General features: G+C 72.7%; 22 protein-coding genes. 15 read left to right on the forward strand and 7 right to left on the reverse strand.

What is annotated here, in order from left to right; genetic code table 11:
- Nucleotides 1-245 precede the first annotated feature (245 nt).
- The 8 genes from ACFYP4_RS21455 (at nucleotide 246) to ACFYP4_RS21490 (ending at nucleotide 10,384) form a co-directional block, all read left to right on the forward strand.
- Nucleotides 246-1,715 (forward strand): radical SAM/SPASM domain-containing protein, encoded by a 1,470-nt coding sequence (locus tag ACFYP4_RS21455; RefSeq protein WP_358854951.1) that lies wholly within the window; start codon nucleotides 246-248, stop codon nucleotides 1,713-1,715.
- 94 nt (nucleotides 1,716-1,809) lie between these two features.
- Nucleotides 1,810-3,741 (forward strand): carbamoyltransferase C-terminal domain-containing protein, encoded by a 1,932-nt coding sequence (locus ACFYP4_RS21460; RefSeq protein ID WP_388787119.1) that lies wholly within the window; start codon nucleotides 1,810-1,812, stop codon nucleotides 3,739-3,741.
- 124 nt (nucleotides 3,742-3,865) lie between these two features.
- Entirely contained in the window at nucleotides 3,866-4,768 is a 903-nt protein-coding gene (locus ACFYP4_RS21465; RefSeq protein WP_358855007.1) for a phytanoyl-CoA dioxygenase family protein, read from the forward strand.
- Nucleotides 4,761-6,080: an MFS transporter gene (locus tag ACFYP4_RS21470; protein WP_388787122.1), complete on the forward strand. Its 1,320-nt coding sequence runs from the start codon at nucleotides 4,761-4,763 to the stop codon at nucleotides 6,078-6,080. Before ACFYP4_RS21465 ends, ACFYP4_RS21470 begins: the two co-directional genes overlap by 8 nt.
- Before the next feature lie 3 nt (nucleotides 6,081-6,083).
- Nucleotides 6,084-7,019 (forward strand): NAD(P)/FAD-dependent oxidoreductase, encoded by a 936-nt coding sequence (locus ACFYP4_RS21475; RefSeq protein WP_388787125.1) that lies wholly within the window; start codon nucleotides 6,084-6,086, stop codon nucleotides 7,017-7,019.
- A gap of 46 nt (nucleotides 7,020-7,065) precedes the next feature.
- Nucleotides 7,066-7,983 carry an Inducer of phenazine A gene (locus tag ACFYP4_RS21480; protein WP_358855010.1) on the forward strand — a complete coding sequence of 306 codons (918 nt, stop codon included), beginning with the start codon at nucleotides 7,066-7,068 and terminating at the stop codon, nucleotides 7,981-7,983.
- Between the two features lie 309 nt (nucleotides 7,984-8,292).
- Nucleotides 8,293-10,167 (forward strand): carbamoyltransferase, encoded by a 1,875-nt coding sequence (locus tag ACFYP4_RS21485; protein WP_388787607.1) that lies wholly within the window; start codon nucleotides 8,293-8,295, stop codon nucleotides 10,165-10,167.
- Nucleotides 10,145-10,384 carry a hypothetical protein gene (locus ACFYP4_RS21490; RefSeq protein ID WP_388787128.1) on the forward strand — a complete coding sequence of 80 codons (240 nt, stop codon included), beginning with the start codon at nucleotides 10,145-10,147 and terminating at the stop codon, nucleotides 10,382-10,384. The genes ACFYP4_RS21485 and ACFYP4_RS21490 overlap by 23 nt, the downstream gene beginning before the upstream one ends.
- Here the strand turns inward: ACFYP4_RS21490 and ACFYP4_RS21495 are convergent.
- Together ACFYP4_RS21495 and ACFYP4_RS21500 are read right to left on the reverse strand one after the other, a co-directional pair.
- Complete coding sequence (locus ACFYP4_RS21495; protein ID WP_388787131.1) at nucleotides 10,365-10,991, reverse strand: class I SAM-dependent methyltransferase; 627 nt, start codon at nucleotides 10,989-10,991, stop codon at nucleotides 10,365-10,367. The two genes, ACFYP4_RS21490 and ACFYP4_RS21495, sit on opposite strands and share 20 nt — an antisense overlap.
- Nucleotides 10,992-11,056: 65 nt before the next feature.
- Nucleotides 11,057-12,511 carry a PQQ-binding-like beta-propeller repeat protein gene (locus ACFYP4_RS21500; protein WP_388787134.1) on the reverse strand — a complete coding sequence of 485 codons (1,455 nt, stop codon included), beginning with the start codon at nucleotides 12,509-12,511 and terminating at the stop codon, nucleotides 11,057-11,059.
- 429 nt (nucleotides 12,512-12,940) lie between these two features.
- On the opposite strand from ACFYP4_RS21500, the gene ACFYP4_RS21505 reads away from it, so the two are divergent.
- Nucleotides 12,941-13,405: a hypothetical protein gene (locus ACFYP4_RS21505; RefSeq protein ID WP_388787137.1), complete on the forward strand. Its 465-nt coding sequence runs from the start codon at nucleotides 12,941-12,943 to the stop codon at nucleotides 13,403-13,405.
- A 126-nt stretch (nucleotides 13,406-13,531) separates the two neighbouring features.
- On the opposite strand, the gene ACFYP4_RS21510 is transcribed toward ACFYP4_RS21505, so the two are convergent.
- Entirely contained in the window at nucleotides 13,532-14,086 is a 555-nt protein-coding gene (locus ACFYP4_RS21510) for a hypothetical protein (protein WP_388787140.1), read from the reverse strand.
- A gap of 5 nt (nucleotides 14,087-14,091) precedes the next feature.
- On the opposite strand from ACFYP4_RS21510, the gene ACFYP4_RS21515 reads away from it, so the two are divergent.
- Together ACFYP4_RS21515 and ACFYP4_RS21520 are read left to right on the forward strand one after the other, a co-directional pair.
- Nucleotides 14,092-14,256, forward strand: a complete 165-nt coding sequence (locus ACFYP4_RS21515) for a hypothetical protein (RefSeq protein WP_388787143.1) — start codon at nucleotides 14,092-14,094, stop codon at nucleotides 14,254-14,256.
- Between the two features lie 391 nt (nucleotides 14,257-14,647).
- Entirely contained in the window at nucleotides 14,648-15,664 is a 1,017-nt protein-coding gene (locus ACFYP4_RS21520; protein WP_358855014.1) for a hypothetical protein, read from the forward strand.
- A gap of 48 nt (nucleotides 15,665-15,712) precedes the next feature.
- Here ACFYP4_RS21520 and ACFYP4_RS21525 read toward each other — a convergent pair whose 3' ends face one another.
- Nucleotides 15,713-16,279, reverse strand: coding sequence for an STAS domain-containing protein (locus ACFYP4_RS21525; protein ID WP_388787146.1), 567 nt, complete (start codon nucleotides 16,277-16,279; stop codon nucleotides 15,713-15,715).
- Nucleotides 16,280-16,629: 350 nt separating this feature from the next.
- Here ACFYP4_RS21525 and ACFYP4_RS21530 point away from each other — a divergent pair, with 350 nt between their 5' ends.
- From ACFYP4_RS21530 to ACFYP4_RS21540, 3 genes are all read left to right on the forward strand, one after another.
- Nucleotides 16,630-17,922, forward strand: coding sequence for a GAF domain-containing SpoIIE family protein phosphatase (locus ACFYP4_RS21530; RefSeq protein ID WP_358855016.1), 1,293 nt, complete (start codon nucleotides 16,630-16,632; stop codon nucleotides 17,920-17,922).
- A 172-nt stretch (nucleotides 17,923-18,094) separates the two neighbouring features.
- Entirely contained in the window at nucleotides 18,095-18,772 is a 678-nt protein-coding gene (lexA, locus tag ACFYP4_RS21535; RefSeq protein WP_358855017.1) for a transcriptional repressor LexA, read from the forward strand.
- Nucleotides 18,773-18,881: 109 nt separating this feature from the next.
- Nucleotides 18,882-19,136, forward strand: a complete 255-nt coding sequence (locus ACFYP4_RS21540) for a DUF6158 family protein (RefSeq protein WP_358855018.1) — start codon at nucleotides 18,882-18,884, stop codon at nucleotides 19,134-19,136.
- A gap of 122 nt (nucleotides 19,137-19,258) precedes the next feature.
- Here the strand turns inward: ACFYP4_RS21540 and ACFYP4_RS21545 are convergent, their stop codons facing one another.
- Nucleotides 19,259-20,347 carry a glutamate--cysteine ligase gene (locus tag ACFYP4_RS21545; protein ID WP_358855019.1) on the reverse strand — a complete coding sequence of 363 codons (1,089 nt, stop codon included), beginning with the start codon at nucleotides 20,345-20,347 and terminating at the stop codon, nucleotides 19,259-19,261.
- Between the two features lie 47 nt (nucleotides 20,348-20,394).
- A complete protein-coding gene (locus ACFYP4_RS21550; RefSeq protein ID WP_358855020.1) occupies nucleotides 20,395-20,739 on the reverse strand; it encodes a hypothetical protein in 345 nt (114 codons plus the stop codon).
- 216 nt (nucleotides 20,740-20,955) lie between these two features.
- Between ACFYP4_RS21550 and ACFYP4_RS21555 the strand changes: the two genes are divergently transcribed.
- A complete protein-coding gene (locus ACFYP4_RS21555) occupies nucleotides 20,956-21,909 on the forward strand; it encodes a hypothetical protein (protein WP_358855021.1) in 954 nt (317 codons plus the stop codon).
- A gap of 68 nt (nucleotides 21,910-21,977) precedes the next feature.
- Here ACFYP4_RS21555 and ACFYP4_RS21560 read toward each other — a convergent pair whose 3' ends face one another.
- A complete protein-coding gene (locus ACFYP4_RS21560) occupies nucleotides 21,978-22,619 on the reverse strand; it encodes a LysE family translocator (RefSeq protein WP_388787152.1) in 642 nt (213 codons plus the stop codon).
- Between the last annotated feature and the right edge of the window lie 102 nt (nucleotides 22,620-22,721).

The raw sequence follows: 22,721 nt of genomic DNA on the forward strand, positions 1-22,721 counted from the left end.
GCCACCGCCCGAAATCCCCTTCACCGAGGCCGCACCACGCGCCCGCCGTGTTCCACGGCCGGGCTCCGGAACAGGGCCGCGCCACGCACCTTACTGAAAGCCGTGAGACGCAGGGAGAAGTTTTCAGCATGCAGAATTCGGTGTATCAGTCCTCGCGTTATGTCCGCACTCTGCGTGCCGCGGGTGACCGGGATTTCACGTCTTTCGGGGGACGCCTCAATTCCTATGAGGACGACGCGCGGACCATGGCCTTTCATTCGCTGTACGGAAATGCGCGGCTCATCGACAAGGACGTGGTCGAACTCCTGCGCGATGCATCCCAGGGCCTCAGCGTGGACCGGCTGCGGGAGCGCCTCGACGACGATTCGCTGCGGGACCTCGTGGAGGCGCGGTTCCTCGTCGAGGCGGGGCACGACGAGGCCGAGGAGATCGACGGCCTGCTGCAGAGCCGCCAGGACGTGCTGAGCACCGGGGTGTTCCACTCCTCCATCCAGCTCGTGCTCACCAACGCCTGCAACTTCTCCTGCCAAGGCTGCTTCGCGTACAACTTCGACGGCGGTGTGGAGGAGCGCAACACCTCCGGCGAGTCCGTGAAGCCCGGCCCCGTGCTGGTGGAGCTGCGCCGCTCCCGCGACGAGGGTTCCGGTCCGGTCCACCAGGACTCGGGGCCCACGCTGGCCGGCGGCGACTGGAACCACGGCTCGGACACCGGCCGCAACCCGTCGATGCACATGTCGCGGGAGGTGGCCGAGAAGACGATCAAGGAGGCCATCGCGCTGCGCAAGGCCAACGGCGGCGGCCATCTGACCGTGTCCTTCTTCGGCGGCGAGCCCACACTGGCCCGGGGGACGATCCTGCACGTGCTGCGCACGTTCGGCGACAGCCACGACGGGGTCACCCTGTCCTACGACCTGACGAGCAACGGCTCCCGCATTGACGACGAGCTGCTGGCCGCGCTCGCCGAGCACCGGGTCGACACCACGGTCTCCATCGACTACCTGGTGCCGGAGACCGGCGAGTTCCGCGGCGGACAGCAGCAGCGCACCCCGTGGCCGGTGGTCCGCAAGGCGATCCTCGACATGAAGGCCGCGGGCGTCCCGGTCAACATCACCACGGTCCTCTCCCAGTACACCTGGGAGAAGTGGGGCAACCCGTTGATCGACTTCGTCGCCGAGGCGGGTCTGGACACCCTGGACGTCATCGTCTCCTTCCAGGCCAGGGAGTTCTTCCAGCAGCACAGCCCGCACGACGTGGCACAACGGCTGCTGGCCGCGGTCGACTACGGGCGCGAGCGCGGGGTGCAGCTCAGCGGCTACTGGTACCAGACCTTCCAGATGATCATCGATGAGGCCAAGTGGGCTGAGCAGGCCGACTACAAGACGTGTCCGGCGGTCGGCCGGCAGCTCTCGATCGAACCCAACGGCAGCGTCTTCGCCTGCAAGGCCACCGCCCGCGTGCTGGGCACGATCGACGACTGGCGGGGCATCTTCGCCTCCCCCGCCTACCAGGACTACGGCATGCGCGCCTACACCAACGGACCGGGCTGCCAGGGATGCGAGCTGCAGGGGACCTGCTCCGGTGGTTCGGCGGGCGGACTGGAGGAGGAGAACGGCTCGATCCAGGTGATGTCTCCCGGCTACTGCGCCTACATGCGCGAGGTGGTGCAGGGCCTCCTGGAGCGGCACCACGCGCACAGCCTCGCCGCGCTGTCGTAAGCGGACCCCGGAGATGTCCCCGGCGGCCCGCCCACGGGCGGGCCGCCGGTCCACGGGTCCACCGCAGCCGGCTGAGGAAAAGGTGACAGGTTCCATGGCAACGATCGGTATGCACTTCGGCCACGACGCGGGTGCCGCCCTGACCGACACGGACGGCTACCTGGTCATCGAGGCCGAACGCCGGCTGCGGCTGCGCCACGTGTGCGGGGGCAACGGCGACTTCCCACAGGCAGCGGCCGGTTGGCTGGCCGAGCTGCGGGAGCGGGCGGCGAACCCGGTGACCCGGGTCGCGGTGGCCGACTGGTACACCCCCGTGTGCCGGGTCCTGCCGCCGGCGCTCGTCGAGCTGGTCAACGAGGACGCACGCTGGACGGCCACGGGCGGGATCGGGCTCGCCGACGCGGTGACCCGGGTGATCAAGCCGGTGGACTGGCCGCTCGCCGAAGGGCTCGGCGACATCTCGCTCGTCGCCGTACGCCACCACTACGCACACGCCGCGCTCGCCTACTACACCTCCGGTGCCCGCAAGGCCCTCGTGCTGGCCCTCGACGGGACCGGCAACTACGCCGAATGCGGCATGGTCTGCCTCGGCGACGGCGACCAGCTCACCCCGGTGATGTCGTTCACCAACCGCGGCGGCCCGCGCTTCGGCCTGGTCTACGAGGCGCTGGCCCGGCGGGTCCACGGCAGCCAGTTCGACACCGGCAAGCTGCTCGGCCTGGCCGCGACCGGTGAGAGCGACCCCTCACTCCTGCCGGTGCTGCGCGCCATGCTGGTCCCGCAGTCCGCCCGGCGCGCCGCGCCCGACCTGTACGAGCAGCTGGACGAGGACCGGCTGACCGGGTCGGCGCTGCGTTACGCCGACACCTGGTGGGAGTACGACCCGGTCAGCGGCGGCTATCTGGACGTGGGCCTCGCCGACTCCTCGGACGACGACGTGGTGCACTCCTTCGGCTCCGTGTTCCCCGACGCGATCCGCACCCCGGGCGGCCGTACGACCGTGGTGGGGACCTCGCCCGACGAGCGGGTCTGCAGGGATCTCGCCGCCACCCTGCAGTCCGCCGTGGAGCGGGACCTCACCCGGCTCGCGACCGGCATCAGCCAGCGCTTCCCGAGTTACTCCACGCTCTGCTACGCGGGCGGTTGCGCACTCAACATCACCGCGAACAGTCGCCTCGCCGAGTCCGGGCAGTTCACCCGGGTGTCCGTCCCGACCTGCTGCGACGACTCGGGCATCGCGCTGGGCGCGGCCCTGGCCGTAGCGGAACCGTCCGACCGTCCGGCCCTGGCGGCCCGCTCGGGGTGGGCGCGGCTGGCGTACGCCGGGCCGCCGCTGGAGGGGCTGGACGAGCCACCGCCGCACAGGCCGTCGCCGGCCCGCGGGCCCGAGGCCGCGTCCGAGGGCGGAACGAGTGCGGACCCGGTCAGCGGCCTCGCCGCGCGGCTGGGCACCCGAGGGCTGTCCGCGCGTGGACTCGCCGACGACGACGAACTGGTGCGGGCGGTCGCGGACCTGCTGGCCGAGCGGCGCTGCCTGGCGTGGCTGGACGGCGGTATGGAGACCGGGCCGAGGGCGCTCGGACACCGCTCGCTGCTGGTGTCGGCGCACTGGAACGGTGCCCGCCGGCACGTGTCCCAGACCATCAAGGGACGCGAATGGTTCCGGCCGGTCGCGCCGATCTGCCCGGAGGAGGTCGCGGACCGCTACTTCACCGGCCCCCTGGACCACACCGAGAGCATGCTGTTCGCGGTGCGGGTGCGGCCCGAGGAGTCCCACCGGCTCGCCGAGGCTCGGCACATCGACGGCACGGCCCGCCTGCAGACCGTACGGCCGGACACCCACCCGCTGCTGCACCGGCTGTGCCACGCGGTCGGCGACCGCACCGGGCTGCCCGTCCTCATCAACACCAGTGCCAACGGGGGCGGCATGCCCATCCTCAACCACCTCGACCAGGCCCTGGAGCTGCTGGCGGAGACGGAACTTGACGCCGTGGTGCTGCCCGGGCGCCGCCTGATCGTCGAGTGATCCGCGTCCGCCCCCGGCGGCTGTCCCGCCCGTTCCGGCCGGCCGCAATCGGCCGAAAACGGCGGTGCCGGTCCGGTCCCGCCCACCCGATCCTGTACAGGCGTCGTTCCCCTGGAGAGTGCACGTGCCCGCGACCCAACTGCGCGACATCCGCAAGACGCAGCCGCTGCGTGTCCTGTCACCCGCCGACTGGGCCCAGTGGACCGAGCAAGGCTATGTGATCGTCCGTCAGGCGGTGACGCCCGAAACGGTCGCCGCGCTCGCGGACGGGCTGCGGTCCTTCCTCGAAATGCGTCCCGACGACCCCTCGACCTGGACGTCGCCGCACACCGGCAACGACCGGCTGCCCGGCCACAGCGGACTGGTCGAGATGTACAACCACCAGGCACAGTGGGACGTGCGCCAGACACCGCGCGTGTACGAGGCGTTCACCGACATCTGGGACCAGGACGAGCTCTGGGTGACCATCGACTTCGCCAACGTCAACCCGCCCAACCGGGGCGAGCGGGCCTTCGGCGGGTTCGTCCACTGGGATGTGGACACCTCCGCCGACCCGCTGCCGGTGAGCTGTCAGGCGGTGCTCTCGCTCACCGCGGGCGACGAGGACATCGGCGGCTTCCAGTGCGTGCCGGAGATCTTCGCCGAGTGGGAGAAGTGGGTGAGCCGGCAGCCCGCCGACCGGGACCCGTTCACACCGGACATCACCGGCTACTCGATCACCACCCCGGAGGTGGCGCCCGGCGACCTGATCATCTTCAACAGCCTGCTGCCGCACGGCGTGCACCCGAACGTCTCCGAGCGGCGGGTGCGCATGGCGCAGTACCTGACCATGGCGCCCGCCTGGGAGGACAACACCGAACTGCGCGAGGCCCGGGTGAGGTTCTGGCGAGACCGCGTCCCGCCGCACCCGTCGGAGGGCGGGATACGCAAGGAGGAGGCGGAGCTGTACGGGCCGGCGCGGCTGACGGAGCTGGGCGAGCGGCTGCTGGGACTGCGCGGGTGGCACGAAGGGAGCGTCGTTGGCTAGCACCGCGTCAGCGGGGACACGCGGCGCGGGACGGACGGACCTGGGCCGTCCGTTCCGCTGGCTGCTGGCCTCGGCAGCGGCTTCCAACGCGGGCGACGGCATCACGCGGACGCTGCTGCCGCTGCTGGTCGTCGCGCACCACCCCGATCCGGCGGCGGTCGCCGGCCTGACCGCCGTGAACATGTTGCCGTGGCTGCTCTTCGCGCTCCCGGCGGGCGTCCTGGTGGACCGGGCGGACCGGCGACGCATCGTGCTCGGCAGCAACGCGGTCCGGGCCGCGGCGCTGGCCGGAGCGGCGTTGGTGCTCGCGCAGGACCGGCCGCTGGGCCTGTTGTACGCGCTTGCGTTCGTGCTGGGCATCGCCGAGACACTGGCCGACACCGCCGCCCCCGCGATGCTGCCCCGCCTGGTGGACGAGCGGCATCTGGAGCGGGCCAACGGGCGTCTGTCGGCGGCGCAGATCGTGCTCAACGAGACGGCCGGACCGCCCGTGGCGGGTCTTCTCGCGGGGCTGACCGCCGCGGCGGCGCTGGCCGCGGGCGGGGCGCTGTACGCGCTGGCCGCGCTGCTCCTGCTGGGCCTCGCCCCGCTCGCCAGGACCGAGCCCGCACCGAAACCGGACGGGGCACGCTCCGCGCAGGCGCGCGGAGGAGGGCGCGGCGGTGTGCTCCGGGACATCCGGGAGGGCGTCGGCTTCGTCCTGCGCCACCCCACCCTGCGGCTCACGCTGGCCGCGAGCACCCTGTACGGACTGGTCTTCTCGGCGACCTTCTCGATGCTGGTCCTGCTCAGCGACCGCACTCTGGGGCTGAGCGGCACCGGGTACGGACTGCTGCTGGCCGCCGGGTCGCTGGGCGCCGTCGTGGGCAGCTGGCTGGCGCCCCGAGCCGCCGACCGGCTGCCCACCGTACGGCTGGCCTTCTGGTCCCTCACGGCGTCCGGGGCCGCGTACGTCCTGCTGGGCACGGCGCGCGACCCCGTGCTCGCCGGGCTGGCCCTGGCCGCGAACGGCGTCTTCATGATGGGCTGGAACATCCCGGTGATGTCACTGCGCCAGCGGCTGACACCGGAGAACCTCCAGGGCCGGGTGATGAGCGTGTCCCGGCTGTGCGCCTGGGGCACCATGCCGCTCGGCGCACTCCTCGGCGGGCTGCTCGCCGAAATCCTCTCCGTTCCGGCCGTGTTCGTCGTCTGCGGCACCGTCCTGGCGGCGGGTGCCCTGCTGCTGCTCACCCTCCTGCGAGGCTCCCAGGCCACGGCCGGGGAGCCTCCGCGTCCCGATCCGCACACAGACCTTTTCGACAAGGGGTGACCATTGGACACGCAGCTCTACGACACGGTGATCGTCGGGGGCGGCCCGGCCGGCCTGAACGGCGCACTGTACCTGGGCCGTTCGCGCCGCCGGGTGCTGCTGATCGACTCCGGCGACGCGCGCAACATGGCGGCCGGGGTGATGCACAACGTACTCACCAACGACGGCGTGAGCATCGCCGACTTCCGGGCCCGCTCCCGCGCCGAACTCGCCGAATACGACGTGTCGTTCCGTGACGACGAGGTGGTGTCCGCGGCCGGCGAGGGCGACCACGTGGTGGTCGTCACCAAGGAGTCGGGCACCTTCCGCGCCCGCACCCTGCTGTACGCGGCGGGCGTGCGCTCCCTCCTGCCTCCGGTGCCCGGGATCGCGGATCTGTGGGGCAAGAAGGTTTTCGAGTGCCCGTACTGCCACGGCTGGGAGGTCCGCGAGCGGACCATCGCCGTGTACGGCGGTGCGGAGCCCAGTGAGTGCCTGGCGTCGATCCTCACGGCATGGTCCGACGACATCACCTACCTCTCCGACCGGCGGGAGCTGCCCGCGGACGAGCGGGACCGGCTCACCGCGGCCGGGGTGCCGGTCCGCGCGGACAAGGTGGTGGCGCTGAAGCCGCACCCGGAGGGCGTGCGGGTCGAGTTCGAGGACGGGGACGGCGCGAGCTACGGCGCGCTGTTCCTGCATCTCGACATGGAGCCCCGGGTGGAGCCCCTGCGCCCCTGGGTCGACGCCCCGGACCTGGAAGCGGTGCAGACCGACGACCGGGGCCGCACCAGCGTCCCCCGCCTGTACGTGGCCGGCGACCTGGGACGCACCATGCACCAGGCGGCGATGGCCGCGGCGAGCGGCGGACTGGCGGCCATGGCCATCAACACCGATTTGATCCGAGAGGACCGGCCCGGCTCCCTGCCCGCGCCGCCGCCTCCCGCCCCGGCGCCCTGACAGCAGCCCGCCCTCCACCGCGCACACCGACGGGAGCACCGCAGCGATGACGTCACCCCGCGCCGCGTACACGCCGCACATGGAGCACTACACCTTCGTCCTGGAGGACCAGCCCTACCTCGGGTACTTCCAGTACGGCGGTGAGAAGACGCCCGTCCACAGCACCGACAGGCACGGTTTCCGGATCACGCCCGGCCCCGGCGGGCAGCGGGCCACCGTCGGCGACGACCGGCCCGAGGGACCCGCGCGGGTGCTGGCGGGCAGTTCCGCCGTGTTCGGAGTGGGGGCCACCGGGGACGCCGCCACCATCAGCGCGCGCCTGTGGAACGCGTACGCACCCCGGCTGCCATGGCTGAACTTCGCCGGCCAGAGCCACAACTCGGCCCAGGAACTGCTGCTGTTCACCCTGTTCCAGCACGAACTGCCGCCCGTCGAGGACATCGTGCTGCTGTCGGGGGTGAACAACCTGGTGCTGAGCCGGTTGCCCGAGGAGAAACAGGGCCGCCACGGCGCGTTCTTCGACTGCGGTCCCGCCCCGGACGTCGTGCCCCCACCGGACCGGAGGGTCGCGCACGCCACGGACCTGACGCTGCGCCACCTCCGCGGCTGGAAGGTGCTCGCGGACGGGCTCGGGGCGCGGCTGACGTTCGTCCTGCAGCCGCTCGCGCCGTGGGTGCGCGAGGAGCCGCTGCCGCGGGAGAAGCTGCTCTTCGAGGAACTGGACGAGGTGTCCAACTTCCGCCGGTTCCACAACGACATCTCCACCATGGCGGTCGGCCGCTCCTACGCGGAGCGGCTCGCCGTCGGATGCGCCGCGCTGGACGTGCCGTTCCTGGACATGAACGTGGCGCTGGGCGAGGCCGCCGCGCCCGAGGACTGGCTGTTCATCGACCGGGTGCACTGCACGGACCTGGGCTACGACCTGGTGGCCCGGCAGCTGGCGGACCGTCTGGACCTGGCGTGAGGGGGCCCGGCGACGGCGGGGAACACGGGACCGGCCGGGCCCCGGCGGCCCGCCGCCTCGCGTCCTGGCTGCGTGCCCGAAGCCGCAGCGAGCGGTCCACCGACGTTCCGGACCCGGCCGAGTCCCCGGCCGCGTCCGCGGCGGAGCGGACAGCCGAACGTCCCCCGCCGCCGTCGCGGTTGCGCCCGCAGCCGGAAGACGACGCGTCCGTCTACCCGTTGTTCTGACGTGAGGACGGGGACCGGCGGGGGGCGGACCGACAGCGCGGGCCGGACCGACAGCGCGGGCCGGATCGGCAGTGCGGGCCGGATCGGCAACGCGGGCCGGACCGGCAGTGCGGGCCGGGACGGTCCGGTACTGGGAATCTCCGCCTACTACCACGACAGCGCGGCGGCCCTGGTGTCGGACGGCGTTCCGGTGGCCGCCGCCCAGGAGGAGCGGTTCAGCAGGCGCCGTCACGATGCCGGCTTCCCGGCCCAGGCCGTCGCCTACTGCCTGCGGGAGGCGGGTCTGCGCTTGGACGAGCTGGCGGCCGTGGCGTTCTACGAGGACCCGGCGCTGAAGTTCCGCCGGGTGATGGCCACGTGGCTGGCGACGGCGCCGCACGGCTTCCCCGTCTTCCGCCGCGCCTTCCCGCAGTGGGCCGGCTGGAAGCGGCACGCCCTGGACGACGTGCGCGCGCGGCTGCGCTCGCAGGCCGGCGGACGGCCGCTGCCACCGGTGGTGGCGCACCGGCACCACGCCTCGCACGCCGCGTCCGCGTTCCTGCCCAGCCCGTACCCGTCGGCGGCGGTGCTGTGCGTCGACGGCGTCGGCGAGTGGGCGACGACGACACTGTGGCACGGCCGGGGCACCGGCCTCGTCCCGCTCGCCGAGCTGCGCTTCCCGCACTCGCTGGGCATGCTGTACTCGGCGTTCACGCACTTCTGCGGCTTCAGGGTCGACTCGGGCGAGTACAAGCTGATGGGCCTCGCCCCGTACGGCACGCCGCGCTGGGCCCCCCTCATCCGGGAGCGGCTGATCGACGTCAAGGCGGACGGCTCGTTCCGCCTCGACCTGCGCCACTTCGCCTTCCAGTACGGCAGGACCATGACCGGGCGGTCCTTCGAGGAGCTGTTCGGCGGTCCGCGGCGCACGCCCGAAGGACCGCTCACGGAGCGGGAGTTCGATCTCGCCGCCTCGGTCCAGGCGGTGACCGAGGAGGTGGTACTGCGGCTGGCCCGCACGGTGCTGGAGTGCACGGGCGAGCGACGCCTGTGCCTGGCCGGCGGTGTGGCGCTGAACTGCGTGGCCAACGGACGGCTCGTGGACGAGGGCGTCTGCGACGAGCTGTGGGTGCAGCCGGCCGCAGGGGACGCCGGCGGCGCGCTGGGCGCGGCCCTGGCGGAGTCGCACCGCCGGGGTGCGCCGCGCACCCATGTGCGGCGCGGCACGGACGCGATGGCGGGCGCACTGCTCGGGCCCGCGTACGGCGCCGAAGAGGTCGCGGAGTTCCTGGACCGGGGCGGCTGTCCCGCCGTACGCCTGCCGGAGCCGGAACTGGTCGAGCGGGTGGCCGCCGAGCTGGCGGCGGGCAAGGTGGTGGGCTGGTTCCAGGGGCGCATGGAGTTCGGTCCGCGCGCGCTGGGCAACCGGTCGATCCTGGCCGACCCGCGCGATCCCGGTACGCAGTCCACGCTCAACTTGAAGACCAAGTTCCGGGAGTCCTTCCGGCCCTTCGCCCCGGCGGTGCTCGCCGAGGACGCCAAGGACTGGTTCGACCTCGCGGGCGAGAGCCCGTACATGCTGCTGACCGCGCGGGTCGCGGCGGCACGACGCCGGGCGTGCGGACCGGAGGCGGAGGGACTGGCCGGCCTGGACCTGCTGCGGGTGCCGCGCTCGACGATCCCGGCGGTGACGCACGTGGACGGGTCGGCCCGGGTGCAGACCGTCACCGCCGGGCGCAACGCCCGCTTCCACGCGCTGCTGACCGCGTTCCGGGACCGGACGGGCTGCCCGGTGCTGGTGAACACCTCCTTCAACGTGCGCGGCGAACCGATCGTCCGCGACCCGGCGGAGGCGTACGCCTGCTTCATGCGCACCCGGATCGACCTGCTGGTGCTGGGCGACTTCCTGCTGGACAAGCGGGACCAGCCCGCGTGGCGGGAGGAGGGGGACTGGCGTGCCGCGATCCCGATGGACTGAGCGCCTGGGCACACTGGGCCTGGCCGCGCTGTACTTCGGCGTGCTGACTCCGGTCGGATGGTGCGTCCGCGCGGTGCGGGACCCACTGCGCCGGTCCTGGGACGCCGACCGCGCCGGCTACCTGGAGCCTCCTGACCAGAGCCGGATCGGGCCGCCGTCCGGACGCCGGCGACCGGCGACCGGGACGGCGCACCGGTTCAGCGGCCGCCGGGCGTGACGGCGGAGGTCACCACCACGCCGCGGGTGCCGAGGACGTGGACGCGGGAGACGGCGTCGGTGAAGCCGCTCGCGGTGGCCCAGGCGTCGGCCTCCTCGGCGCTGCCCGGGAGCGGGACGTCCGCCGCGAGGAGCGCGGAGAAGCGTTCGGACGGCCGGAAGCGGGTGGCCAGCGGGAGGGTGAACCCCACCCGTCCGCCCGGGCGCAGCGCGCGTCGCCAGTCGGCCACCGCCCGGCCGCCCAGGAAGTGCAGCGAGGAGGCGCAGAGGACGACGTCGAGGGAGTGGTCGGCGACCGGCAGCGGCACGGCGTCCGCGAGGCGCCAGTCGACCGCCGCGCTCAGCACCGGGGACGCGGCCCGCGCCCGGCCCGCCTCGATCATGCCGGGCGACATGTCGACGGCGAGGACGGGCGGGGCGGCGGCGGGGCGGGTCCGCGCGAGTTGCAGCGCCACGGCGCCCGCGCCGCAGGCGACGTCGGCGACGGCGTCCATCGGGCCGGGACCGACCAGGGCCAGCAGGGCCCGCGCGATCTCCTCGTGGTGCTCGTGGTCGTAGCTGGGGGCGAGATCGTCGAAGACCCCGGCCAGGGTCGCGCTCTGCGTCACCCGGCGATCCTACGCATCCGCGTCCGCTCCGTGCGACACCTGGCTGGACCCCCGCAGAGCGAGGGTCAGGGGCCGACCCGGAGGAGGGGTGGTGTGACTCCGGTTCCGTCGGGGTTCACCAGGAGCCAGCCGCCGTTGCGTCCGGGTACGAGTTGAGCGGCCTCGGCGACGTCGTCGAGGCCCTCGCGGATCAGCGGCCCTTCGGTGAGGTGTCCGGTGCGCGCGTCGAGGGAGCCGATCCGCCCGCCCTCGAGGACGGCGAGCCGGTTCCCGGGCAGCCGCGTGAGGGCCGTGACCTGCCCGCCCGCACCGGCGTGCCACAGACGTCGTCCGCTGCCGAGCTCGTATCCGGACACGGCGTCGGGGACGGCCTCGCCCGGCTTCGTCACCGCGGTCACCAGAACGTCTGCGACGACCGCGGCGCGAAGCACGGGCCGGGCGCCGAAACCCTGTCCGGCGTCCACGGTCATGCGCAGGTCCTCCTCGCCCCTCGAGACCTCCACCGAGCCGCGCGGGCGGTCCTGGTCGTCGAAGGCGAGCACGGCGTCGGTCCCGCGGTCGTCCTTCTCCTTCAGCCAGAGCACGAACGGCCGGGCGGACAGGACCATGACCGCCTCCCAGCGGCTCTCCACCGGCAGCGCGGTACGGCGTACGTGTGTGCCGGTCGAGGTGTCGAGGGAAACCAGTTGCAGCGAGCGGAACGCTGAGCCGCCGCTCAAGCACTGGACGACCACCCGGGTACGGCCTGCCGAGGCTGAGGCGACGACCGGCGAACAGCCCTCGCCGAGGGGCAGTTTCCAGCGCGGAACGCCCGTGCGCAGGACGAAGCCCCGTACGGCGGCGTCCTCCAGGGCGACGGCGACGCCGCTGTCCGCGGCCACTCTCCCGTCGGTGGCGGGCCCGAACCCGGCGCCGCCCGTGATCTTCCGCTCCCAGAGCTTGCGGCCGCTCCCGGTGTCCACCCCCCACACCCTGTCGCACGGCTGGTCCTCGCGGCCGAAGGCGATCACACCAATACCGTCGACCACGGTGTCGCTCATCGCGCACGCCGATCCGCGCGTGGGCGCGTCCACGTTCCAGCGTTCGTGCCCGTCGGCGAGGTCGTAGCTGGTCAGACCGTCGGTGCGGGCACGGACGACGGCGCCGTCGAGGGTCCAGTTGCCCACGCCCCTGACGTTGCCCGGCCGGTCGACCGGCGCTTCCCAGGCCCGGTCGAGGACGGGGCCGCGCATCCACGCGTACGCCAGCCACCCCGGCCAGAGGGCGAGGAGCATGCCCGTCACGACCAGCACGACGGGCAGGACCTTGCCGGGCCTGACCTTGATCAGTTCGGCGACTCGCCAGATGACGAGGGCCACCCCCGCGAAGCTGCACAGGAACGCCAGCAGGAGGGTGGGGACGGTGCCTTCGGGGCAGGGCGTGAAACCGTCGCCGCACTCGTTGCCCGGTATCGAGCTCCAGCCGAACCAGTGGAAGGCCACCGCGAGTCCGACGACCAGCCCGGCCGCCGCAAGGAGCAATGCCCTCCCGGTTACGGCTCCCCGTCTCCTGCGCGCAGGCCTGCTGTCCTCCACCACGTCGCCCCCCAGGCGCCAACTGCCGTGTCGTTCGCCGGAGATGCGGCGATCGATCTTAACCCTCGTACGGCCGCTCCGAATCCGCCGGCCTCATGAGCCCGCCGACTCCGCCGGACGCCCGCTTCGACGCGCCGCGTCCGCTGGAGCGGTGAATCACGGCACCGGTGTGACTGAGCGCGACAGGCGGCCCGGACGGACAACTTCGATGCACAGAACGCGGGCAGGTACGCGAGCGACGTGGCCGGGGGCCGGCCGTTCGGCGCTCGGGGCTTCACCTTGGCCGTCGCAAGGCGGAGTCGTCGGGCGGTACGCCACCTCTGAAATTCCTCAAATGCCCTGCTTTCAGGACAATGGCCTCCCAGCATCGGAGATATGCAGATCGAGCTCTCCACGCCCCTTGCCGCAACGGCCGCGGCCGTGATCACGTGGACCGGGGTTGTCCTGTCCGCGAGGCGGACGTCCCGCATCACGTGGCAGGCCTCCCACGTAGAGCGCCAATACGCGGCCCTCACCGCGTTCGTCGAGGCAGCACAGATGATGGACTACCTCGCCGACCGGCCGGAAGGCCCGGAGCAAGCGGACAAACTCGTCCACAGCTGGACAGCAGTGCAGCTCACCGCTCCAAGGCACCTCCTCCAGCACGCGGCATACGTCCTTGACGCCGCCCGAGAGGTCGACACCAAGTCCTCGTACGTGGAAGAGCCTCCGGAGAGAGACACCATGGAACGCGAGATGGCCTTCGAGCAAGCACGAGCTGAACTGCGACGCCGCTGCGTCAACATGATGGCGGCGATCCGCACCTGGCACGAGCGCCCTGGCCCCACCCCCTGGGGATAGGCGACTCGCCGGCCGCTGGTCGCGGCGGATGAGTGGCGGAGACGTGTGTGACTGAGCGCGACATCCGGCCTGGTAGGACAACTTCGATGCACGGAGCCTGCTGGCTCGCCCGGCGCGCGAACCGGGTCACCACCGGGCGCGCAGTACGCCGTCGCTGTCCGGGAGGGCAGCACGGAGCAGCGGGTGGTGTTCGGCGAGGGGCAGGGCGCAGGCGGCGCGGGCACCGGCCACGTGGGCGGTGAGCTCCTGGTAGTCCACGTCGTCGACGATCGCGTGGCCGATCGTCCCGTCCTGCGCCTCCCAGACGAAGTCGACGGATTCCTCCCGGGGCAATGCGGCGAGGACGGCACCGACGTCCGGGGTCAGGTCGGGCCAGACGGTCAGCAAGGCGCGCGGGCCGAGACCGGCGCGCACCGTGTCGAGGTTCTCCGGCGTGATTCGGTGCCAGCGTGCGGCGTTGCGAACGTGGCTTTCCTCGAGGAGCAGCGCACGCCGTGAGGCCAGCGCGGTGTGCACACGTATCCAGAAGTGCTCGTCGGCCGGCTCCGTAACTTCCGCTTCGTCGAACTCTGCCGCGTAGGGCGAGGCCGTAAGCGGTTCCGGGAAGAGGCCGAGTTCCCGCGTACGGACCACGGCGTCCGCACAGGCCGGTCGCTGCCCACGTACACATACTGGTCCCATCCGACATGCACGGTGAACAGATCCCCCACCTCCAGTCGGCACCAGGCGCCTTGGTCGCGGAGCATCGCACGGACCAGTTCCAGGGCGACCGGAAGGGAGACCTCGGCCCCGTCGTGGTAGCCGGTGAGGTCGGGCGGGAAGAGCCCGCCGAGGCCGTGCCCCGCAACTGAGGGTTCCCCGCCGAAGTGGACGAAGCCCGTGACCGCGGGGTCGCGGATCTCCAGCCGGTCGATGCCCGAGCCCTCCGCGAAGGCGGACACCGCCGCGAGGTACGCCGCTTCGACAGGCCCGTGGTCGCTGATCGTGTCCTCGGCCCCGATGTAGTGACCGTGCTCGTCGCGGTCGGCGGGGTCGTATTTGGTGATCCGATGGACGAAGGCCGGCGGCACGCTACTCCTCGGACAGGACGGAAGGAGGGCCCAGCGTAGATCCCGGTCCCGGCCCGCGACCGGGAGAGGCGGTCCCCGCATCGACGGGTTAAAGGTCCGACGATCATCTCATCAGGAGCGACTCGCGTGTTCGAATAGTCGTTCGATAATGTGGGGGCAGGAGGTGGGTGTCATGACCGCTGGTACGAACGCACGCCCGGCGCCCGGGGTGCCGAGCGTGATGCATGTGCGTTGCCCGGACGCCCTGCCGGAGGAGGCCTACCGACAGGTCCTGGAACAGCTGTCGGAGCTCTCTCCCGTCGTGCAGGCCCTGCCGCCGACCGCCGCCCTGGTGGAACTGAGGGGCGCGCTGCGCTACCACGGCGTGGACGCCCGCAGGCTGGGGGAGATGCTGCGCGTGCGGACCATCTCCCGGCTGGGCGTCGATGTCCGCGTCGGCATCGGGCCGACGATCACGGTCGCGGCCACCGCGTCCGGCCGGGTCGACGCCCCCGGGGGCGTCCTCGCCGTCGCGCCCGAGCAGGTGACGGCGTGGCTGGGGCCCCTGCCCGTCGAGGCCCTCCACGGCATCGGGCCGCGCCAGGCAGCCGCGCTGCGGGAGTACGGCGTGCACTGCGTGGGCCTCCTGGCCTCGGTCCCGCCGGCGACCGTGCAGCGCGTCCTCGGCGGCCGTGCGGGACGGCTCGCCGCCGACCGGGCCCGGGGTGTCGACCCCCGCCCGGTGGCGCCCCGCGCCCTTCCCGCCTCGGCCCGCGTCGAGCGCACCTTCACCCAGCACACGCTCGACGGCGCCGCGGTCCGCGCCGCGCTGCTGGACCTCGTCGTCGAGCTCGGCCACCGGCTGCGCCGCCGGGACCAGGCCGCCCGTGGCCTGACGCTGGCGCTGCGCTTCGCCGGCGGAACGGCGTGGGAGAAGACCCGTCGGCTCACGGCCGCCTCGGCCCACGACGAGGACCTGCGCGCGCTCGCCTACCGGCTCATCGACGCCGCCGGGCTCCAGCGGGGACGCCTCACCGCGATCGCCCTCCGGGCGGAGGACCTCGTCGACGCCGACCAGGTCGCCGAGCAGATCAGTCTGGACCAGGCCCGCGAGGCCCGCCTGGCCGCGGAAGAGGTGAGTGACCGCATCCGCGAGAAGTTCGGCCCTGACGCGATCGGACCCGCCGCGCTGCTCGGCAGGGCGTCCTGAGGCCGGTGCGGGTCCCGGCCCCTCGTCCGGCCGGCCAGAAAGGTTTCTTCAGGGCGCGGAGAAGTCCGGCCCGCCGCGCTCGACCCGCCTGCCGCACCCAGCCGGCCCGCCTCCTTCACCAGATGCACGCGGATCACCAGGTGCACTCCGGTCACCAGGTGCGCCAGGGTCGGCCGGGTCACCTGGGTCGGCCGGGTCACCTGGGTCGGCCGGTGCGCCCGGCCGACCTGTTCGACCCCGCGCATCCGGTCCCTCCGGTGCCCCCGGTCCGCCGCGTGCCGCGTCGTGCAGGGGCAGCCGGGCGAGGCGGTCCGTCGTGTCCAGGATCGCGTCGACGCAGCGGCTGGTGCGGATGATGCGTATCTCGACGCCGACCATGTGCAGGCCTTCGCTGACCCCGAGGAGCGTGTAGAGGCCCGCCGGGTCACAGGCGGCGACCTCCGACAGGTCGACTTCCAGCTCCCCGGTGGTGAGCTCGGGGACGACCCGCCCGATGGCCTCCCGCAACTGGGGGCCGGTGCGCACGTCCAGCTCGCCCGAGACGCACAGCAGGATACCGCCGGGCCCCTGTGCGGCCTGGCGGATCTGCAGTCGCCGTACCGTCTCCCGGCGCACACCCGTCACTTTCCGACCGGCAAACGCCGGTCATGACTGCAGTCGGCCGCTGTTTGCCCAACGGCCACGGCTCCCTCCCACCTGCCGAAGGAGCCGGGGCTCTACTTCCCCGGACCACGCCTCCTATGCCTCACGAATGCCGACCGTCCCCGCCCTCTGTCGTCGGCCCTCCCGGGAGGCCGGACACGCACCGGCCCGGCAGGCTCACCCCGACCACCCGCCGTGGGCGCGGGAGGGGGGTGCACCCAGGATGCAACGGGCGGTGCCGTCGGCGCACCTCGTGGTTCCCGTGACGGTGAGAGTCTTGAGCTGGTTGATACGGATTCTTCCCGGGCGGGAAGGCTGGGCGGGTGGACGACTTCGACGTGGATGAGGCGTTGCAGCAGGCCCTGGACCGCCTCACCCTCCTGAACGACATCGCCGACGCGCTGTCGAGCACGCTGGACGCGGTGGAGGGGCTGCGCCGCGTCTGCCGGATCGTCGTGCCGCAGCTGGCCGACTGGGTGATGGCGGACCTGCTCGACGAGAAGGGCCGTCTGGAGCGGATCTGCCTGACGCACCACGACCCGGACATCCCCCTGACCGGCCTGACCGGCGCGCTTCCCGCCGTGCCTGCCGCCGCGTCCGGCCCGCTGTCCCGCGTGCTGCGCGGCGCCGGACCGCTCCTGCTGTCGGCCGGGGACGTCCCGGCCGCCGATCAGGCCGACGACCCGCTGCACGCGGTGAACCTCGAACTCTTCGCCCGGCTGGGCGGGGACAGCCTCATCGTCGCGCCCCTCCGAGCCCGGCGCAGGGTCCTCGGCGCTTTCACGTTCGTCCGCCACGCGGGCCGCCCGCCCTTGCAGGAAGCCGACCTGGCCCTGGTGGAGGACCTCACGCACCGGATCGCACTTGCCCTGGACAACGCCCGTCTGTACAGGGAGACCCAGCGGATCGCCGAGCGCCTTCAGCGCTCGCTCCTCCCGGACCTGCCCGTCGTCCCCGGTCTCGAGCTCACCGCGCGCTACGCGCCGGCGGCCGCGAGCGCCGACGTCGGCGGCGACTGGTACGACAGTTTCGTGCTGCCGCAGGGCGACACGACGCTGATCATCGGCGATGTCACCGGCCACGACCTGCGTGCCGCCGTCACCATGAGCCAGTTGCGCAACATGCTCCGCGGCATCGCCTGCGACCGGCAGGAACCCCCCGCCAAGATTCTGCACCGCTTCGACATGGCGGTGAACGCGCTGGCCGAGCACACGACCGCGACCTGCATCTACAGCCTCCTCAAGGGGCCCGTCGGCGGGCCGTGGCACCTGCACTGGGCCATCGCCGGACACCCGCCGCCGCTGCTCATCACCCAGGACGGCGACACCCACTACCTCGACGACGTCCAGGGTCTGCTGCTCGGCGTCCGCCCCTCCGAACCGCGGACCGACGCCGAGCGCCTGCTGCTCCCGGGCAGCACGATCCTGCTCTACACCGACGGCCTCCTCGAACGGCGGGGCGAGAACCTCGACAACGGACTGACGAGACTGCGCCAGCACGCCGCGGCCCTCCACAGCCGGCCCCTGGACGTCCTGTGCGACGAACTGGTCACGGGACTGGCGGCCAACTCCACCGACGACGTGGCCCTCCTCGCGCTCCGCCTCCCCGCGGGGTAGGGGGCGGTCACCGGAAGCGGCGCGCCACGATCCCGCGTCGGGCGTGATCCGTTGCGTACCCCCGAGGCGAGCGTGGCGGCGTGAATGCCGTGATTCGGGAGGGGCGTTCCCTTTGGGCGTGATGGCGGGTTAGGGTCGCGCTCGGAGAGATCTTGAGTCGAAGGTGGTCCTGATGGAGAAGACGGCAACAGCGCGCCGGGGCAGGCCGGCGGGTGTCCGCTCCGTCGAAGGCGAGCTGACGGCCCGTCAGGCAGCCATCGTCGAGTTCGTCGCGAACGAGGTCGCCCGCCAGGGCTACCCGCCGTCGATGCGGGAGATCGGCAAGGCCGTGAACCTCGCCAGCACCTCGTCCGTCGCGCACCAGCTGATGGTCCTGGAGCGCAAGGGCGTCCTCTACCGCGATCCACACCGGCCGCGCGCCTACCGTGTGCGTCCGACATGGGCCCCGGACCTGGCGGGTGCCGCCGCGGGCAGGCCCCCGGCCGAGGTGCCCCTCATCGGGCGGATCGCCGCCGGTGTGCCCGTGCTGGCCGAGGAGGCCGTCGAGGACGTCTACCTGCTGCCCCGCCAACTGGTCGGCGAGGGCGACCTGTTCGCCCTCACCGTGGCCGGTGACAGCATGATCGGGGCAGCCATCTGCGACGGCGACATCGTCACGGTCCGCCGGCAGGACAGCGCCGATCACGGTGACATCGTCGCGGCGCTCATCGAGGACGAGGCCACCGTGAAGCAGCTGCACCGTCGCGACGGCCAGGTGCTGCTCATGCCGCGCAACGCCGCGTACGCCCCGATCCCCGGCGACCAGGCGGTCATCCTGGGCAAGGTGGTCGGCGTCCTGCGCCGGCTCTGACCGGACCGGCGGACGGCGTTTGCCCTCCCGTGATCGGGTGACCCGAGGGATCCCAGGCGCGCACCCGCCACGGGTGTGCGCCACGGCCCCGACCCCTGAGGAGCCCACTGTGTCCACGTCCAACGAGGCCGGCGACGCAGCCGAGGGACTCGATCCCGCGCTGCTGGACGACCAGCTACTGCTGCGCGAGCTGGAAAGCGTGCACCGCACCCGCCACGACACCTTTCTGCACGGTTCGCCGGAGGCCCTGGAGACGCACGACCGCCGCACGGCGGAGCTGGAGGGCGAATACGTGCGGCGCAACCCGGACCGCGCCGTGAGCGCGGGCCGGACGCGGGAGGGAGCCCGGGCCCGCGAGGCATGAGCGCGGGCTAGACGCGGGGGTGAGCCCGGGTCCGCGAGGCATGGGCGCGGGGCGTACGCGTCACGGCAGTGCCGTGACGCGTGCGCCCCGGGGTGCTCAGAGGTCCGCGCGCACCGGATCGCTCAGGACTGGGTACGGCGTACGCACTCCGTGACCACGGCGCCCAGACTGCCCGTCCTCTCCATGATCTCGCGCTGGATCCGGGCGCCGTTGCCGTGCTGCAGCAGCTCGCTGACCGCCTTCTCGGCCCGGTCGGCGTCACCGCTGTCGGTGAGGGCTTCACCGACGTGGTCCAGCAGTGCGCGCACCACTTCCCCGGCGGGAGCGGGCTTCATGGTCAGCGGGTGCAGGAGGTTCTCCTCCAGCCCGGACCGCGCCGCCCGCCAGGCCGCCAGCCGCAGCAGCTCGACGCTGTGACCCACCGGCTCGACACCCGCACGCCACTCGCGCGCGGCCGTCTCCACCAGCCCGCGGGCCAGGGTGGCGATGAGCGTGGCGGTGCTCGCCTCCAGGCAGACGTCCGAGACGCGGATCTCGACGGTGGGGTACTGGTCGGAGAGCCGCGCGTCGAAGTAGACCATCGCCTTGTCGAGGGCCACCCCCGTGGCGACCATGTCCTCGACCCGCTGGTGGTACCGGTCGGCGGAGCCGAACAGCTCGGTGGGGCCGGCCATCGGCCAGCGCCCCCACACCCGGCTGCGGTAGCTGGCGTACGCGCTGTTGCGGCCCTGCCAGAACGGGGAGTTCGCGCTGATCGCGGTCAGGACGGACAGCCAGGGGCGGATGCGGTCGACGACGGCGACACCCTCGTCGTCGGACTCGACGGACACGTGGATGTGGCAGCCGCAGACGAGTGTCTCCTGCGTCGCGATGCCGAACTCGTGGGACATCCACTGGTATCTGCTGTTCGGGCTGATCGACGGGCTGACCGGCAGCGGTGACGTGGCGAGGGCCACGACGGCCGCCCCGGTCTCCCCGGCGAGCCGTGCCGCCTCCCTGCGGCAGCGCACGATCTCCGCGCCGAGTTCGGCCATGTCGGACTGCGGGTGGGTGGCGAACTCGAGCTGCTGCTCGTGCAGCTCCTTCTCGAACGTCTCCTCCTCGGGGTCCTCCCTGGCGGCCCGGGCGAGTACGGCCGCGGACAGAGCCTGCGGTTCTCCGGTCTCCGGGTCGACCAGGAGAAGTTCTTCCTCGACTCCGACAGTGCGCACGTGATGCGGCCTTTCTTTGCGGGGGGTTCTACAGCTGGTGGGGGCGGTCAGCGGGCATTCCGCGTGCGGCCCGCGTGGAGTGTCCGAGCGGCCTTCTCGCCCTGCACGAAGGGATCGATCTCCGGGTCGTACGTCCCGGCATGGTCGGCAAGGGCGTCGGTCACCCGCTCCCACTCCTCCACCTCGGCGTCCGCGCGTGCCGTCTCGCCGTCCGTGAGCGCGTCGGACTTCGCGGCGTGACGGGCGGCGTCACGCGCCGCCTTCGACTCGTGGTGGGACATGCCGGTGGCTCGTCGGCGTACGTCCTCCCACGCCGCCCGCTCCTCTCCGGTCGGGCCGTCCTGCGGCGCCCCGGTGTCCTCGGTGGTGTCACGCTGCTGTTCGAAGCTCACTTCTCGTCCTCGAGGTCGGCTCGGCTGCCCGCCCTTCCGGGTTCCGCCTGCCCGGGAACAGCGGACGGACACCCCCTCTGTCCTGCGGAGGCCCACGACCGGCGGGGAGCCGCAGGGACGCCCGCGGTTCCCCCGTAGGCAGCAACCGAGTCCACGAGAAAGGGAGGAAGCTGACAATATCGGTAGGAATCTTCCCGTTCCGCAGAAAGGGCGCCGGTGGATGCGGACGCTGTCGCCGACGAGCTGTACGGGCTGCGGCCCGAGCAGTTCACCGCCGTCCGCAACCAGCGCGCCGCGGCAGCCCGCACGGCGGGCGACCGTGCGCTGTCCGAACGGATCAGCGGGATGCGCCGTCCCAGCCTGTCCGCCTGGGCCAGCAATCTGCTGGTGCGCGAGCAGCGCGACGAGATCCAGCCCCTGGTCCGGCTGGGGGAGGCCCTGCGCCAGGCGCATCAGGACCTCGACGGCGGACAGCTGCGTCAGCTCGCCGGACAGCAGCAGGCACTGATCAGGGCCCTGTCCCAGCAGGCGAAACAGCTCGCCGCCGAGCACGGGCATCCGCTCGGTGACGGCGCCCTGCGCGAGGTCGAGCAGACCCTGCAAGCGGTCCTCGGTGACGCCGACGCCGCCCGGGAGTGGGCCGCGGGACGACTCGCCAAGCCGTTGAGTCCGGCCGTGGGCTTCCCCGCCGTGGCCCGGGACGCCGTGACGCAGGGCAGGGCGGCGCCGACCGACAGCGAGCCCCGGGCGGCGGCTTCCGGGCCCCGGGCCGCCGGCGGTACGGACTCGGCGGCACAGGCGCGGCGGCGGAAACGGCTCGCCGAGGCCCGCCGGACGGCCGAGGGCGCCGAGCGTGACCTCGCGGCGTGTGCGACGGAGGCGGAGGAGGCGGGCCGTGCGGCCCGGGAAGCGCGGGAACTGAGCGACACGTCGCAGCAGCACGTCACCGAGCTGCGACAGCGCATCGCGGAACTGACCGAGGACCTCGAGAACGCCGAGGAGCAGCAGCGTCGGGCCCGCGCCGACCGGCGTGAGGCGCAGGAGCGGGAACGTACGGCCGGCCGTCGGCTGAGTGCCGCCCGGAGCCGGGCCGGGAAGGCCGCGGCGGAAGTCGACCGCCTGACGGACGGGGACCCGGAGGGGAACGATGCGGCGGAGGGCGACGGCTGACGGAGATCCCGGCCCTGGCTCCGCGTGGACGGACGGCGCGGGGCGGGCCCCGCGGTCCGGTCGGGGGCTCAGTCCTTGCGGCCGTTCGCCGCGACGGCGACACCGAGGCCGATCATCGTGAGGCCGCCGACCCCGCCGATCAGGGAGAGCCGGCGCGGTGAGCGGGCGAACCAGCTCCGCGTGGTGGCCGCGGCCAGGCCCCACACGCTGTCGGAGGCCAGCGCGATGACATTGAAGACCAGCCCGAGTACGAGCATCTGCACCGGGACGTGACCCTGGCCGCGGTCGACGAACTGCGGCAGTACGGCGGCGAAGAAGACGACGGTCTTCGGGTTGGCCACGCCGACGGCGAACCCGTCCCACAGCGTCCGCAGGGTGCCGTGCGCCACCGGCCGCTCTCCGGTCACCGAGGCGTGCAGGGACTCGCGCTGCCGCACCGCCTTGACGCCCAGGTGGATCAAGTAGGCGGCGCCCAGCAGCTTCAGCGCCGTGAAGACGAGGACCGACCGTTCCACCACGGCGCCGACGCCGAGCGCCACGGCCACCACGAGGACGTACGCGCCGAGAGTGTTGCCCACCACGGTGATCAGCGCCGCTCTGCGTCCGTGAGCCAGCGCCCGTCCGATCACGAACAGCACGCTGGGGCCGGGAATCACGATGAGCAGGAACGACATGGCGACGAAAGCCGGCAGTCGGTCGGAGGACACCATGCCGCCATGAAACAGCGGAACCCTTCGCGTCCGCAGCCCATTTTCGACCTGCGGGCCCGGCCGGATTGCATACGCCTCCTCACCGCCTCCGCCTTTCACGCA

Source organism: Streptomyces sp. NPDC005551 (assembly GCF_042871785.1).
Taxonomy (GTDB): Bacteria; Actinomycetota; Actinomycetes; order Streptomycetales; family Streptomycetaceae; genus Streptomyces.